Here is a 14,908-nt window from a genome sequence, read left to right as displayed (position 1 = left end):
TGTCTTATTTGGGAGCCATGCCGCTGTGGCCGCGGGTACGCCATCGCCGACCGCTTCGGCTTCCGCTTCCCCGTTCGTCTTGCCCTCTCCCTCCCCCTCCGGATCCCCTTCCGGATCCCCGTCCGTGTCACCGCCGCACGCACCACCGAAGTCCGCGTCCTCCTCAGCGGCTTCCTCACCACCACCGACGCGGCGCGCTTCGCCGCCGACTTCGCCCTCCGCTTTCCCCTCCACTTCTGCGGAAGAGGAATTCTGGACCGCTGAGCGGATGGCGCAAGCCGAGCCCCTCGACCCTTTGCGCAGTGGGGGATCTGCTGCGGGCGATTCCTCGCCCGCAGCCCAGGGCCTGGCCGCTGCCGCCCCTGCGGGCACGCCGACGGCGGTCCACTTCGACGGGCTCCCGATGGTCGGGACGTTCTTCTTCGACGGCACGCCGGTGAGCGGCACCAGCACGTACTGCAGTGGCAGTGTCGTGCGCAGCAAGGGCAAGAACCTGGTGCTCACAGCCGGCCACTGCGCGAACGGCCTGAACGCCGCGACACACCGTATCTTCGTGCCGCAGTACCGCTACGGCCTCCATTCGAGCGCGCAGCCGTGGGGTGTCTTCCCGATCTCAGCCGTCTACAAGGACCCCCGGTACCCCAACGGCGAGGCCACGAGGGGCCCGCTGTCCGACCTGGACTTCGCTTTCGTCGTGGTCACACCCAATGCCAAGGGGTCGGTCGAGAATGTCACGGGCGCGCTGACCTTCACGCCCGTGACCACGTACGAGCACAACGTGAAAGTGGTCGGATACCCGTCCAGAGACTCGGAAAACAAGACCCACAGAGCCATCACGTGCGATGTGCCTACCACCCGTCTGTACGGGTTCCGTCAGATGAGGATGGAGTGCAGCGGATACTACGGCGGCGTCTCCGGCGGTCCGTGGATCAGGGCATACGACCCGAAGACGAACACCGGACAGGTGATCGGGAACGTCGGCGGCGAGGGCGGCGGCGGCGACGTTCACTGGATCTCGTACTCACCGATCTATGGCAAGGACGCCCAGGACCTCTACAACGACGCCAACAGTGGCATCGGACCTGGCAACGTCAAGCGGCCGAATCCCTACCAGGGCGTGACGGACGGCCCGGTCCTGCCGGGCAGTGGTGAGACGTGGAAGCATGCCAAGCAGATAGCCTCCGGCGACTTCTCCGGCACGGGCCACAGCGACCTGCTCGTCATCTGGACCGACGGCGAGGTCACGCTCTACCCCGGCGACGGCAACGGCGGGTTCCGGCCCGAGCGACAGCTCCTGGCACCCAACGCGTCCTGGAAGCCGGCCGCCACCATTACGGCGGGGGACTTCGCCGGCTCGAACCAGTTCGACCTGATGGTCCGCTGGGACGACGGCAGGATGACGTTGCACGCCGATGTCGGCTCCAACGGCCTGGGCATCGGCACCGAGATGGCACCCTCCGGGTCCATCTGGAGCCACGCCACCCAGATAGCAGCCGGCCGGTTCAACGCCTCGACCTACGTCACCGACCTGATGGTGCGCTGGTCGGACGGCGAGCTCACCCTCTACACCAACGTCGGGGCCGGCACCCTGGGACAGGAGTACAAGCTCAAGGACCCCAACGACACCTGGAAGGGCGCCACCCTGTTGACCGCCGGGCAGTTCTCCGGTAACCAGAAGTGGGACCTCATGGTCCGCTGGTCCACAGGTGAGCTCGACAACTACGTAGGCACCACCACCGGCGGCCTCGGCCGGGAGGAGCCCATCCACGGCCCCAACAACACCTGGACCCACAGCGTCATAATGACCACCGGCCAGTACACCGGCGACGGCCTCACCAACGACCTCATCATCCGCTGGACCGACGGCGAAACCACCATGTACCGCGACACCCGCATGAACAACCTCGGCACCGAACGCATGCTTACCCCACCCGCCTGACCCATGACCGATGATGAGACCGCGCGGGCCGCCTGCACGCGGCCCGCGCGGTCTCATCATCGCCCTGAGGTTCGCTTGGGCAGCGCCCTGGGGCACGCGCCCGTGCAGACCGGGGCGCCTCAGTCGCCGGTGAAGACTCCACTCAGCTGAGCGGGAGGACTGAGCGGAAGGAATGAACGGGAGTTCGCGATCTTGCAGGCCACCGGCCCGATGCGACCACAAATTTGGCCCGGGACCTGGGACTTCTTCTCGGCCTTCTGAGCTGCCTCCAGTGTGGCCCGGTGGGCCTTCGCCTTCCAGGCCGACTCCGCACAGCTGGCGCGTTCACTGTGTCCAGGACCGCTAACGCGTTGCGTGGCCCCGTGTAACCGCGGGGCGGCACGTCGTGATCCGGATACGCAGAGCCCCACCCGACTCCTTGACCGCGAGGACGTCTTGAGCGGCTTCCCGTCCGGGGTCGTCACCAGGACGCTGAAGTCAGCTCATCGAGCAGCGAGCGAAGCCGCGGGCGGACCGGGTCGCTGTCGCCCATGACTGGATCGTACGGCCGCTGGCGTGCGACAGCTGGCGTGCGGGTCGTGCGTCGAGTCCAGCCACGGTGACACACGCCCCGCTGCTTGATCCGCCAGCCGACTGGACCGCCCGGACAGGGCTGCGCGGCGAGTTGCTTGCGCTCTTGGTCCTATTCGCGCGCTTCGCCGACGTGCCGGAGGGTGAACGGTCCGGCCGGTGCGGGGTCTGTGGCTCCGGGCGATAGTAGGGACGTACGCATGATGCCAGCCGCTCACTTGTTGTCGGGCCGGTACAGCAGGAGGTCGCCGGGTTGGCAGCCGAGCGTCTCGCAGAGCCTGGTGAGAGTGCTGAAGCGAACGGCCTTGGCACGGCCGTTTTTGAGGATGGAGAGGTTCACACTGGTGACGCCGACTCTGGCGGCTAGTTCGGTCAACGTCATGCCGCGTTCGGAGAGCAGTTCGTCGAGTCGGAGCTGAATCGCGTGCGGCTCACCGTTGGTCTCCGCCATCAGATCGTCGCCTCGATGTCCTCGCGCATGTCGGAACCGTTGCGGATGACAGAGCTGAAGACCAGCAGGGAGAGCCCGATGAAGACGGCGAGGTAGGGCGCCGTCCAGAGGTCGAACCAGGAGAACGCCGAGTACGGCGCTTCGCGGGTGAGCGTGGCCAGCAGAGCAGCCTGCGCGTTGGCCTGGGCGACCTCCGCGGTGACACTGCCCACGATCAACCACCAGCCGAGCCTGCGCATCCTGGTCGCGCTGTCCCTGGTGTAGACCCCGTCCCGGCCGGCGGTCCGCAGGAGCATGTTCAACAGGAGCAGCCCACCGACCAGCATCAGCATCCACGGCAGTTCACCGAGAGTGCTGAGTGTGCGTTGGTAGGCACTCGCGCTCACTGCGCAGTACTGGGGAATGGCGCTGACCTGCGAACCGTCCAGGGTGGGGAAGAGCGCGGTGGTATCGGCCGAACGCCCGTTCATCCACGTGGCGGTCACGCATCCGTCGCCTCCCCAGCCCATGCGTACGTCGGTGAACAGACTCAGGACGAACGTGACGACGGTGAGCCCAGCCAGGACGCGCAGGGTGCCCTCCACGGTCGAAGCCAGGGGGCCGATGAGTTTCGGCTCTTGGGGCATCGCCACCACCTCATGTATCGTTTATCGATAGTATCGATAAACGATACATGATCGGGCGGGTGGTGACACCGTGTCTGCTGGAACAGCAGATCCGACCTGTGCTCAAGTGGGTCCGGTTTTTTGCAGGCGAGGCGTCACAACCGGCTGCGATTCCATCGGGTGAGGCGGTGTCCCCTTGGTAGCGGCGCCTCACCCCCCAACCTCTGGAGAGCTCATGCTGAACATCATGGGGCCGGGCCCCGTCCTCGCGACCCTGGTGCTGATCGCTGTGGTCGTTGCCGCTGGCCTGGGAGTGCGGGCCTGGCGCAAGCGCCGCTGACCCTCCGCCCCGACCCATGCGCAACCGTCCGATGCGGCCCCCTGTCGATGTCGACGCTCGGGAGGGTCGCGTGTGCACGCATAAGGCGGCCCGGTGTCGGTTCGACCGGCATCGCATCGTCCACCGCTTGATCTGCTGTAGTCGACCCGCATGATCGGCCTGTTATTGCATGCATGGCTCGAACCTTTCCGTCATGCTCAGGTAAACCTCAAGGAATGGTCGTTCCTATTGATCTGGTTCGCCTCAGCGTGGAACTGTCATGGCTGTGCAGGGAGTTGAGGGGAAAAGCAACGACCTCTGCATGGGGGAATTGGGGGATGGTCGCTGGCGTGAGCCTGGACGGCTGTTGTCTGTCACCCCGCTCTATTCACCTGATCACGAGACGGCGGAGAGCGGAATTATGTCCATCACCACGAAGAACAAGATCGCAACCAGGGCGGGACTGACTGCGTCGGTCGCTACCGCGTTACTCCTGGCGGGTGTGGGAGCTGCTGGCGCCGCGCCCGTGCCGATCGACCCGGTCGAGAGGTACGAACTCTACCTGTCGGAGAAGGTTGCGGCCGGAGTGCCGGAGGCGGCCGAAGTCATGAATGGCTTCAAGGCACTCTCCGACGAGAAGAAGGAAGACTTCGTCGGGTACATCAACGACCCGGAAGTGAACAAGGCGTTCGTGGAAGCGCTCTCCGGCGCCGGCGGGCCGTCGGACACCCCCGTGAACGAGGAGAACTTCGTCACGGAGACCCGCAAGGTGCTTCACGGCGGGGACGTAGTCATCGAGAGCGAGCACAGCACGGGGACGGCCGCCCCGGCCGCCCCGGCCAAGGCGGGCTTCTCGGCCCTCGGGTGGGCGGGCGACCACTCGGAATGGCACAGCGTCTCAGACACCGTCCTGGGCATCAGGGTCACCACAGTGACGATCGGCGTGAACTACCGGACCTCGGCGTGGCGAACCCTTGAGGTCTACAGCGGTTGGGCAGGGCAGTCCAACTTCGTCCCCGGCGTCACGTTCTCCAACAGCCCGGTCCAGAAGTGGATATCTGTCGACCCGGGCAACAACGCCCACGCGGAAACCGTCTGGAAGGGCAAGATCGCCGGAACCTACTCCTGGTCTGCCCGGCATCGCGTGTGGGCCGACCAGGACGGCTACCAGGGCGGATACCTCAAGAGGATCTGAAACCCGATGGGGAACCAGGCGGAATGCCCGATGCGCCATCGAACATAGACGCCGATGCGGGGTGGAGCAGCATGGCCTCCACCCCGCAGCGGCGCATCTCTGACGATATTCAAGCGGCCGGTTTGAGTTCCCGATCTCCGCGCGCTCGCCTTCGAGTCGGACGGGTTCGGCCGAGTAGGCGAGGTGCCGCACACCGTACTCATCGAAGGACTGCTAAAGCGTGCAGGCGGCTCAGCAGACGACTCATCGGTTGACTAGCCGCTGCATTGTGTCGAGCCCCTACGGGTTCTCCAAATTGGGGAGGGATGTTTCATGCACCGCATCGCCAAGGTGGCTGTTCTCGCGACAGCCGCCGTCGCCTTCAGCGCTCCCGTCGCGAACGCAGAACGCTCCTACATCTACAGCAGTTATAGTGAGGATATTTGGGAATGGCGCTCTGGTGTCCAGTGGGCCGGCGCGATTGCGTGTGACATGGACCAGGACGGGAACTCTGTGAAGGCTCACTACACTCGGGACAGTGGTTCCGTGGGCTATTCCCACGCCTCTGGTGGATACGGAACATGTAATTCCGGAACCCTCAGCACGACCAATCGGGTCACGAAGCACCGCTCGCAGCAGATTCGTGACTGGGCGACCGACCCCTACGGCCCCTGGAAGTACCGGCCCTGATCCAGCACATGCTCATCGCGCGGAGCCGGAATGTTCGGCACACCCGGCTCCGCGCCGCCCGGCCGAGAATAGGGAAGAATGAATACTGACCTGCACAGTCGCAAGACGGCCGCGGTGCAAGTGGAAGACCTGCACTACAGCATCGGCGACCGCCGTCTTCTGAACGGTTTGACCCTAGATGTTGCGGCCGGGTCATCCGTCGCTGTCACAGGTCCCAGCGGATCGGGGAAGACGACCCTCCTCTGCTGCCTCAGCGGCCTGATCGCTGCCTCCTCCGGCGTCATCCGCATCGCCGGCATCGACATCGCCCAGGCATCTGCCGGCGAGCGAGCGGCCATGCGGCTGCGCACCGTGGGCACCGTCTATCAGTTCGGTGAGCTGATTCCCGAGCTGTCGCCTCTGGAGAATGCCGCACTGCCGGTTCTGCTTGCCGGAGGCGACGCGAAGAAGGCGTACCGGGACGCACAGAGCCTGCTGGATGACCTCGGCGTGCAGGGAGCCTCGTCCAAGAACACCGCATCGCTGTCGGGCGGAGAGCGTCAGCGTGTCGCGGTCGCTCGCGCGCTGATCGGCAGGCCTTCTGTGGTGCTGGCGGACGAACCCACTGGCTCCCTCGATCAGCGCACGGGCGACGTGGTCGCTGATCTGCTGTTCGGCCTACCTGATCGTTTTGAGTGCGCGCTGATCGTTGTCACCCACAATCCTCAGATCGCTGCCCGCGCCGACCGAACGCTTGAACTCACCGAGGGGCGTCTGATTGCGGACTTGGAGGGTAGTAGGTGAACAGGCATATTCCCATGCTCCGGCTCGGGCACCGAGTAGGGATGTCCAGCGGTGTGTCCGCCCTGGTTCACCGCTTCGGACTGTTCGCAGCGTCCTTCCTGGTCCTATGGGTGGCCTGGAGCCTCCTTGCGGTGGATTCCAGCTTGGACGCTCGCCAGGAGCGGCAGGACGCTCGTTCCCCTGTCATGACCCAGCAGAGCCAGGAGGCCGTGGCCCACTGGCTGGAGCGACCGGACTACGCCGATGGTCAAGCGGTATCGGTTGTCTTCCTGGAACCGTTCCAACCAGATGCCAGTCCGCCCCCGGGCCTTGAAAGGTGGCCCGAGCGGGGCGAGTCGTTTCTTTCACCCCAGGCCGCAGCGCATGCGGGCGGAGCGCTCGTCTCCCGCTACGGCACGATGGCTGGGATCATTGGTCGAACAGGCCTTGCAGAGCCTGACGAGTTGCTGGTGTACACCCGGTCCCCCGTCGAGGGCATCTTCAGCGAGACAAGCCACAGCACACTCATCTCGGGATTCGGACACCCAGACTCTCAGTTCATCGACTACTTCACCGTAAGTCACCAGTTCGAACGTTCCTCCAGTGACCTCTGGGTACTTCTCCTGCTGTTCACCGTGATGCCGGCCGCGGCCTCGCTCATGGTTGTGGTACGCGGCGGCGCGGAACTGAGAGACCGCCGAATCTCAATGCTCGAGGCTCTTGGAGCTTCGCGCGTATCACGGCTCTTGGTGGTCATCGGTGAGGCCGCTGTCCCTGTGCTGGCCGGCTCTCTGTTGGCGGCAGCGGCTGCGTGGGCCACGACCCTTTGGGACACCGACCTCCCCTTCACCGGGCACACCGTCTCAGCTGGTGATGTGGCACCACTGCGCATGTGGACCCCCCTGCTGATTCTTGTTGCGACTACCCTTGTTCTGGGGATCAGCGCGCTGCGCTACGCCAGGCCTCCCAAACGAACTACCACCCGCCCACAGCAGACCAAGGGCACATCTGGTCGGACGGGTTGGGTGTTGGGCGCGATAGGTTCCGTCCTGTGCCTGTACGGAACATCGCGGGCAGACGGTCCGGGGCGGGTCGCCTTCTTCTTTGGAGCCATGCTCGTCCTCGGAGTCCTCCCCAGTCTTGGGGGTCGCCTGTCCGGCTCGCTCGGATCGGCGATCGCCTCCCTTTCGATCCGTAGGGGCGATCCAGCTGGGCTCATCGCTGGGCGGTGGCTCGCTGCCAGGCCTGTCGTCCTTGCAGTACTCAGTGCGGCAATGATTGTGGGGCTCGGTCTGACGACACTGGGCCAGGTCGTCACCAGCCAGCTCGAAGGTCCTGAAATTGTTGCCAAGCGCTTGGCCGGTGCCACGAACCGCAACGCTGTCTTGATCAATGCCTCAGGTAATCCGGCCCGCTTCGACCAGCTCCGCGCACAGCTCGCTGGCTATCCCTCAGCCCTCATGTACCGCGAAGGCGACCGCACGACGCTGTCTGCCGACTGCCAGGCATTGGCATTCTTCGGAACACTGACAACCTGCCCCACGGCGGCAACCGAACTGACGCACGCGGTGAAGGACCTTGGGCTCACGGCCCGCGCAGCGCTGGCCGTCCTCGGCCTCTCACCGGACGAGGTGAGCATCACCTCCCGCCACCCCGGCATCACCGACCCTGTAAGCGTCTCCCTGGTCGTCTTCAACACCTCAGGCGGGGCCGGAGCCGAACAGATTTGGGGTGCTGCCTACCGGACACTGGGCTTCCCTATGCTCGATGTGCCGGTGGAGTCGGGGATGCTCGGCGCGCAAGCCAGGGCCGACTACGTCAAGTGGGTGCTGGATGCCGCTCTGATCGGTCTCCTTGCCCTGGTCCTTGCCGGAATCGTGGGCGCGGCCTCGGTTTTCGACGACCAGGCGCGAGGCCTCGGGCCGATCGCTTCGTTCCGACGAGACAGGAGATTCTACTTGAGAGTCGCCTTCTGGAACCTCTCGGTTCCCCTCGCGGTTGTGGGAGCCGGCGCCGGAGTGGCTACGTACCTACTCGGCCAGATGCTGCTCTCGATCGGCGACGGTGGTGAGCTCTCCGGCGGGCTCGTGGCTGCCGGTTCATTCGGCATCGCCGTCAGCGGTGTTGTCGTAGCCTTCGTCTGCGCAGAGATCGCAGTACGGCGTAGCCGAACCTGGCTCCCTACGGGTGACTGATCAAGGCGCTGGCGGCCGGGCCCTGTACGACCGGCGAGCGAAACCGCTGGACTTGTTCGGCGGCACGCCTGATCTGGGTAGAGCGGGCGGGCCGCACGGAGGTCTCCGTGCGGCCCGCCGCCGTCTGCTCTGGAGGTTCACCGGCTGAGGCGGGTGGGCGGCCCCCAAGCGAATTCGAGGTCGGTGTGGGCGCCAGCCACTGCCCCGGCCTCCAGCTCGGACACGATCTCGTCCGCCTGCTCGGGCGAGACCCCGACGGCGGCCAAGGCCTGGAACAAGTCGGAGCGGGCCTCGGCGCCCTTGGGTCTCTGGCGGGCATCAGCCGCGTGCATTGCTTCAGCGTCGCGATGGCGGCGGTTGAGGCCGCTTGCCGATAGCCCAGTCCTGGCCACGGGAGTCCGTCTCGGGAAACCACGCGGTGTGCCGTGCGCCAAGGTCACAGCAGCACACCAGCGCTCGGCGTCCTCGCCGTGGCCGCCGGCCTGTTGGCCGTCGAGCACGGCGTGGTCCCGCCGCCCGCGAAGCCCCGTCGCTAGTTCGAGTCGTCCCCGCCGGTGTCCGAGGGTGTCTCGGGTTTCGTGTGGAGGATCGCGCGGGCCTGTTCCGCGGCGCGGAGGGTGCTCTCGGAGACGAAGTCGAGGAAGCGGGCGACGTTCTCCAGGCGGGTGGCGGCCGGGGTGTGGCGGCCGAGGACGCCGACGCCCTGGCGTGCGATCTCGACGATCTGGGCGGTGGCGCGGGCGCTGGCCATCATCGACTCGTACCAGATGTCGTCGTCGACGACGTAGCGCTCGCGGCGGCGTTCGTCGCGTTCCCGGCGGACGAGGCCCTGGCTGTCGAGGAACGCGATCGCCTTGGAGATGGACGCCGGGCTGACCTGGAGGCGCTGGACGAGTTCGGACGCGGTGAGGCTGCCGGTGTCGGTGAGGGTGAGGCAGGCCATCACCCGGGCCATCATCTTGGGCATGCCCGAAGCCATCATGACGGTGGTGAACGTCTCCTCGAACTCGCGTACGGCCTCGGCGTCGCGTCCGTGGGCCTGCGGCGGTGCCTCCGCCCCCCGTGGCGCGGCCTGCCTGCGCCGGTGGGCGCGGCGTTCGGTGGCGCGGTGGGCCAGATCGGCGCGGTAGGCGGTGGGGCCGCCGTTCCGCATCACCTCACGCGTGATGGTCGAGGTCGGGCGGTCGAGACGTCTGGCGATCTCCGCGTAGGCGAGACCGTCGGCCAGTCCCAGCGCGATCTGCTGGCGTTCCTGCTGGGTGAGCCTGCCTCCCGGCATCGCGTTCTCCTTCGTTCTCCTTGGTGCTGCCGAGTATAGCGTTCATTCGCTTTCCATTGCAACGTTCATACGGCTGTCATTGCGTTAACTTCAAGACCCATCGCAACGATTTCCCTGGCCTGAGCTGGGAAAACGATGTTTGCGTGCAACGAATGTGTTGCCGGATCTTTGAATGCAACGTAGCTTTTCGTCCATCGGAAACGACGAGCTCAAGGAGAGCACGATGCAGAAGTTCGACACCCCCGCCACGATCGCCGCCGTTCTGGACGTCCCGGCGGGGCGTATCCGGTTCATCGCCGCGGACCGGGCCGACACCACGGTGGAGGTCCTGCCCGCGAACGCTTCGAAGAGCAGTGACGTGAAGGCGGCGAAGGAGACGACGGTCGAGTTCGGTGACGGGGTCCTGCGGATCGCGGGGGCCCCGGTGAAGAACCGGATCCTGGGGAACTCGGGTTCGGTCGAGGTGACGGTGCAGCTGCCGGCCGGTTCCCGGGTCGAGGCGAAGACGGCCGCAGGCGAGTTCCGCGGCGTCGGGCGGCTCGGTGACGTCGACTTCGAGGGCGCGGCCGGTTCGGTGAAGCTCGACGAGACCGCGGAGGCCCGGCTCAGTCTCCAGGCCGGTGAGATCTCGGTCGGCCGGTTGGGCGGTCCCGCCCGGATCAGCACCCAGCAGGGCGACATCCGGATCGCCGAGGCCATGCGTGGCACGGTCGAACTGCGTACCCAGCAGGGCGGGATCACGGTCGGCGCCGCTCGCGGAGTCTCCGCCTCCCTGGACGCCGGTACCGGCTACGGCCGGATCCACAACTCGCTCCAGAACGCCGAAGGCGCCGCGGCCGGCCTGAGCATCCACGCGACCACCTCCTACGGCGACATCACCGCCCGCAGCATCTGACCGCCCGACCGCAGCCTGTAGAAGGAGCACCTCTCATGACCAACCTGGCCATCGCGGCGAACGGGCTGCGCAAGTCCTACGGAGACAAGACCGTCCTCGACGGCGTCGACCTGGCCGTCCCCGAAGGCACGATCTTCTCCCTGCTCGGCCCGAACGGCGCCGGCAAGACCACCGCCGTGAAGATCCTCTCCACCCTCATCTCCGCGGACGCCGGCGAGATCCGCGTCGCGGGCCACGACCCCGCCGCCGCCCCGCAGGCGGTACGCGCCGCGATCGGTGTCACCGGGCAGTTCTCCGCCGTCGACGGTCTGATCACCGGTGAGGAGAACATGCTCCTCATGGCGGACCTGCACCACCTGTCCAAGCGCGAGGGGCGACGGGTCGCCGCCGAACTGCTGGAGCGGTTCGACCTGGTCGAGGCGGCGAAAAAGCCCGCCTCCACCTACTCCGGCGGCATGAAACGCCGCCTGGACATCGCCATGACGCTGGTCGGCGACCCGCGGATCATCTTCCTCGACGAGCCGACCACCGGTCTCGACCCGCGCTCCCGCCACAACATGTGGCAGATCATCCGCGACCTGGTCACGGGCGGCGTCACCGTCTTCCTCACCACCCAGTACCTGGAGGAGGCCGACGAACTCGCCGACCGCATCGCCGTGCTCAACGACGGCAAGATCGCCGCGGAAGGCACCGCCGAGCAGCTCAAGCGGCTCATCCCCGGCGGCCACGTGCGACTGCGCTTCTCCGACCCGGCCGCGTACCAGAGCGCCGCCCGCGCCCTGCGCGAGGTCAGCCGGGACGACGAGGCACTGTCCCTGCAGATCCCCAGCGACGGCAGCCAGCGCGAGCTGCGCTCCATCCTCGACCGGCTGGACTCCGTCGGCATCGAAGCCGACGAGCTGACCGTGCACACCCCCGACCTCGACGACGTGTTCTTCGCCCTGACCGGCGGCGCCGGCGTTCCCCACCAGGCCAAGGAGGCCCTCCGATGAGCTCCTTCTCCCTCGCCGTGCGCGACTCGTCCACGATGCTGCGCCGCAACCTCCTGCACGCGCGCCGCTATCCGTCCCTCACGCTGAACCTGCTGATGACCCCGGTCATGCTGCTGCTGCTCTTCGTCTACATCTTCGGCGGCGCGATGAGCGGCGGCATCGGCGGCGGCGACCGCTCCGACTACATCGCCTACGTCGTCCCGGGAATCCTGCTGATGACCGTCGGCAGCACCGTCATCGGGGCCGCGGTGTCCGTCTCCACCGACATGTCCGAGGGCATCATCGCCCGCTTCCGCACGATGGCGATCCACCGGAGCTCCGTGCTCATCGGACACGTCATCGGCAGCGTCCTCCAGTCGATCGCCAGCGTCGTCCTCGTCGGCGCCGTCGCCGTCGCCATCGGCTTCCGCTCCACCGATGCCACCGTCCTGGAATGGCTGGGTGCCTTCGGTCTGGTCGCGCTCTACGCCCTGGCGCTCACCTGGATCGCCGTCGGGATGGGCATGGTCAGCCCGAACGCCGAGGCCGCCAGCAACAGCGCCATGCCGCTGATCCTCCTGCCCCTCATCTCCAGCGCGTTCACCCCGATCGACTCGATGCCGGGCTGGTTCCAGCCGATCGCCGAGTACCAGCCGTTCACCCCGGCCATCGAGACCCTGCGCGGCCTGCTGCTCGGCACCGAGATCGGCCACAACGGGTGGCTCGCGGTCGCCTGGTCCATCGGCCTGGCCGCGCTCGGCTACCGCTGGTCGACCGCTTCGTTCAAGCGCGACCCGAAGTAGGCGCCATGAGCGGGCCGCCTCCCGCAACTCGTCCCGCCCCAGGGCGGCGTCACCCCGACAGCGCGTCGGAGTACGCCGCCCTGTCGGCGTTCCCGGCTACGGCTACGGCAGATCGTCCCGGGAGACCACGCGGTGGGCCGTGCGCCAGCGGCCGCGGCAGCGGACCAGGGTGTCCCGCATGACGCACACCCGGTGCACCTTGGGGATGCCGTCCGGCGGGGTCATGTACACCAGCGCGTAGGCGCGGACCCGCACCGTGCCGTCGGGGCGCGGCTGTACGTCGAGCATGCCGAGCCAGTGGCGCAGGCGCTCGCCGGTGCGCTGCGCCAGTTCCTCGTTGTGGCGTACGCATGCGGCCAGGGCGGTCCGGCCGCGTACCGGCTCCGGCAGCGTCGGGACGTCGAAGACGGCCTCCTCGGTGAACGTCGCGGCCCACGACTCGGCCCGGAACGAATCGAAGAGCTGCATCTGGTGCGCGTAGAACTGCTGGATCTCGGCGTACAACGCACCGAACTCAGCCTGTTCGCGCGCGGACCGGTCCATTGCGTCGATCGTCGTGGTCGGTGTCATGCCGCACAGCTTCTGCACCACACATCGAGCCCGCTTCGAATCCTTCTCAAGCACCCCGGCCGAGGGTGGGGGCACGTCCGACGAGGAGGGCCGTGCCGTGCCGAGCTCCATCACGTACCCGCAGCTGCCTCTCGACGGCCTGCTGCGCCGCGCCGCCGAGCGGGATCCGGACGGCTGCGCCCTGCGTACCGGCGCAGGGGCAACCACCTTCGCCGAACTCGACGCGCTCGCCGACCGGTTCGCCGCGTGCGCCGCGCGGCTGGCCGGCGGTCCGGGGGCGCGGATCGGGGTGGGCAACACGCTCGGCCGGGAGTTCCCCGCCGCCTACTACGGCGCCGTGCGCAGTGGCAACACGGCCGTCCTCGTCAACCCGCTGATCAAGGAGGCGGGGCTGCTGCACGTGTTCACGGCGGCCGCGGTCGAGGTCGCCTTCGTGCCCGCCGCGACCGCCGAACTGCTCGCGGGGCTGCGCGACCGACTGCCGGCGCTGCGCGCGGTGGTCGTACTCGATCAGGCCTGTGCCGAGCCGGTCGGCACGCTGCCCGACGGCCTCGCGGCGACCGACCTCGACGCGGACGCCTGCATCCAGTTCACCACCGGCACGACGGGACGGCCCCGCGGAGTCCGGCTCACCCACCGCAACCTGGTGGCGAACGCCGCGCAGACCGCGGCCGCCCACCGGCTGGACCGCGGCTCCGTCACCCTCAACCACCTGCCGCTCTTCCACACCATGCACCTGAACTCCGCCGTGTTCGCGGGCGCCGCCCAGGTACTGTGCGCCGACCCCGACCCGCTGGCCTCCCTCGCCCTGGCCGCCCGCACCGGCGCCACCCACTACTACGGCCTGCCCGCCCGGCTGCACCGGCTGGCCGGGCAGCTCGCCCAGGCCGGGCCCCGTACCGAGGGCGTACCCGCCGGGCCCGCACTGACGGCGGTCCTGTCCGGCGGTACCGCGCTCGCACCCGCCACGGCCGGTGCGCTCGCAGAACGGCTCGGAGTGCCCGTCATCCAGGGCTACGGGATGGCCGAACTGTCCCCGCTCTCGCACTGCCAGAGCCCCGACGCCGCCGGCGGGCCCGCCGGCAGCGTCGGCCGGGCCGTGCCCGGCACCGAATGCCGCGTCGTGCACCTGGACGAGCGGCTGCCGTTGGGCGCGTACGCCACCGGCGAGGTCCAGGTGCGCGGGCCCCAGCTGATGGCCGGCTACCTGGATCCTTCCGAGGACTCCGGGATCGACGCCGAGGGCTGGCTGTCCACCGGCGACATCGGCTACCTCGACGCGGACGGCGAGCTGTTCCTCGTGGACCGGATCGGGGACGTCTTCAAGTACGACAACGAACTCGTCTCGCCCACCGCCGTCGAGAGCGTCCTCGCCGAGGACCCGCGGGTGGCCGACTGCGTGGTCACGGCCTGGCCCGACCCCGTCCACGGCGCCGTCACCTGGGCCGGGATCGTGCTGCGCGAACCGTACGCACCCCGCCTCCTCGACACCCTCGACTCGATCGTCGACGGAGCCAACCGGCGCCTGGCCCGCTTCGAGCGGATCCGCCGCGTCGAGGTCGTCGACGCCGTGCCCCGCACGCCCGTGGGCAAGCCCGAGCGGCGCGGACTGCGCCAGGCCCTGCAAGGCCGCGCGGCCGTCGAAGCCGCTGCCTGAATCGCGCGCCCCGACCGCAGAGAGAAGG

The 14,908-nt window shown here is 67.7% G+C and carries 14 protein-coding genes; 9 read left to right on the top strand and 5 right to left on the bottom strand.

The features are described from left to right. The first annotated feature begins 268 nt into the window (after window positions 1–268). Window positions 269–1,939, top strand: a complete 1,671-nt coding sequence (locus ACFV9H_RS20145) for a trypsin-like serine peptidase (protein WP_385399913.1) — start codon at window positions 269–271, stop codon at window positions 1,937–1,939. Between the two features lie 784 nt (window positions 1,940–2,723). Here the strand turns inward: ACFV9H_RS20145 and ACFV9H_RS20140 are convergent. After that, window positions 2,724–2,960: a helix-turn-helix domain-containing protein gene (locus tag ACFV9H_RS20140; RefSeq protein ID WP_385399911.1), complete on the bottom strand. Its 237-nt coding sequence runs from the start codon at window positions 2,958–2,960 to the stop codon at window positions 2,724–2,726. Beyond that, the gene (locus ACFV9H_RS20135; protein ID WP_385399909.1) at window positions 2,960–3,586 is read right to left on the bottom strand and encodes a DUF2975 domain-containing protein; all 627 of its coding nucleotides are present in this window, start codon (window positions 3,584–3,586) and stop codon (window positions 2,960–2,962) included. Before ACFV9H_RS20135 ends, ACFV9H_RS20140 begins: the two co-directional genes overlap by 1 nt. Before the next feature lie 578 nt (window positions 3,587–4,164). Between ACFV9H_RS20135 and ACFV9H_RS20130 the strand changes: the two genes are divergently transcribed. The 4 genes from ACFV9H_RS20130 (at window position 4,165) to ACFV9H_RS20115 (ending at window position 8,705) form a co-directional block, all read left to right on the top strand. Further along, window positions 4,165–5,079: a hypothetical protein gene (locus ACFV9H_RS20130; protein ID WP_385399906.1), complete on the top strand. Its 915-nt coding sequence runs from the start codon at window positions 4,165–4,167 to the stop codon at window positions 5,077–5,079. Window positions 5,080–5,391: 312 nt separating this feature from the next. Then, complete coding sequence (locus ACFV9H_RS20125; protein WP_385399903.1) at window positions 5,392–5,748, top strand: hypothetical protein; 357 nt, start codon at window positions 5,392–5,394, stop codon at window positions 5,746–5,748. Window positions 5,749–5,826: 78 nt separating this feature from the next. Then, on the top strand, window positions 5,827–6,531 hold the full coding sequence (locus ACFV9H_RS20120) for an ABC transporter ATP-binding protein (protein WP_385399900.1): 705 nt from the start codon (window positions 5,827–5,829) through the stop codon (window positions 6,529–6,531). A gap of 185 nt (window positions 6,532–6,716) precedes the next feature. After that, complete coding sequence (locus ACFV9H_RS20115; RefSeq protein WP_385399897.1) at window positions 6,717–8,705, top strand: FtsX-like permease family protein; 1,989 nt, start codon at window positions 6,717–6,719, stop codon at window positions 8,703–8,705. 137 nt (window positions 8,706–8,842) lie between these two features. Here the strand turns inward: ACFV9H_RS20115 and ACFV9H_RS20110 are convergent, their stop codons facing one another. Next, window positions 8,843–9,037, bottom strand: coding sequence for a hypothetical protein (locus tag ACFV9H_RS20110; protein WP_385399895.1), 195 nt, complete (start codon window positions 9,035–9,037; stop codon window positions 8,843–8,845). 200 nt (window positions 9,038–9,237) lie between these two features. Further along, window positions 9,238–9,984 carry a helix-turn-helix domain-containing protein gene (locus ACFV9H_RS20105; RefSeq protein WP_385399893.1) on the bottom strand — a complete coding sequence of 249 codons (747 nt, stop codon included), beginning with the start codon at window positions 9,982–9,984 and terminating at the stop codon, window positions 9,238–9,240. A 223-nt stretch (window positions 9,985–10,207) separates the two neighbouring features. On the opposite strand from ACFV9H_RS20105, the gene ACFV9H_RS20100 reads away from it, so the two are divergent. From ACFV9H_RS20100 to ACFV9H_RS20090, 3 genes are read left to right on the top strand one after another with little or no spacing between them, the layout of a single operon-like run. After that, complete coding sequence (locus ACFV9H_RS20100; protein ID WP_385399891.1) at window positions 10,208–10,879, top strand: DUF4097 family beta strand repeat-containing protein; 672 nt, start codon at window positions 10,208–10,210, stop codon at window positions 10,877–10,879. Window positions 10,880–10,914: 35 nt separating this feature from the next. Then, entirely contained in the window at window positions 10,915–11,871 is a 957-nt protein-coding gene (locus tag ACFV9H_RS20095) for an ATP-binding cassette domain-containing protein (protein ID WP_385399888.1), read from the top strand. Beyond that, window positions 11,868–12,653 carry an ABC transporter permease gene (locus ACFV9H_RS20090; RefSeq protein ID WP_385399885.1) on the top strand — a complete coding sequence of 262 codons (786 nt, stop codon included), beginning with the start codon at window positions 11,868–11,870 and terminating at the stop codon, window positions 12,651–12,653. The genes ACFV9H_RS20095 and ACFV9H_RS20090 overlap by 4 nt, the downstream gene beginning before the upstream one ends. A 102-nt stretch (window positions 12,654–12,755) precedes the next feature. Here ACFV9H_RS20090 and ACFV9H_RS20085 read toward each other — a convergent pair whose 3' ends face one another. Beyond that, a complete protein-coding gene (locus ACFV9H_RS20085; RefSeq protein ID WP_385399882.1) occupies window positions 12,756–13,223 on the bottom strand; it encodes a nuclear transport factor 2 family protein in 468 nt (155 codons plus the stop codon). A gap of 97 nt (window positions 13,224–13,320) precedes the next feature. Here ACFV9H_RS20085 and ACFV9H_RS20080 point away from each other — a divergent pair, with 97 nt between their 5' ends. Beyond that, window positions 13,321–14,880: a class I adenylate-forming enzyme family protein gene (locus ACFV9H_RS20080; protein ID WP_385399879.1), complete on the top strand. Its 1,560-nt coding sequence runs from the start codon at window positions 13,321–13,323 to the stop codon at window positions 14,878–14,880. Window positions 14,881–14,908 lie beyond the last annotated feature (28 nt).

Origin of the sequence: Streptomyces sp. NPDC059874, from assembly GCF_042731135.1 — a bacterium.
Classification (GTDB): Bacteria; Actinomycetota; Actinomycetes; order Streptomycetales; family Streptomycetaceae; genus Streptomyces.
Note: the sequence above shows the minus strand (reverse complement) of the source record. Positions and strands in the feature narration are given on the sequence as shown.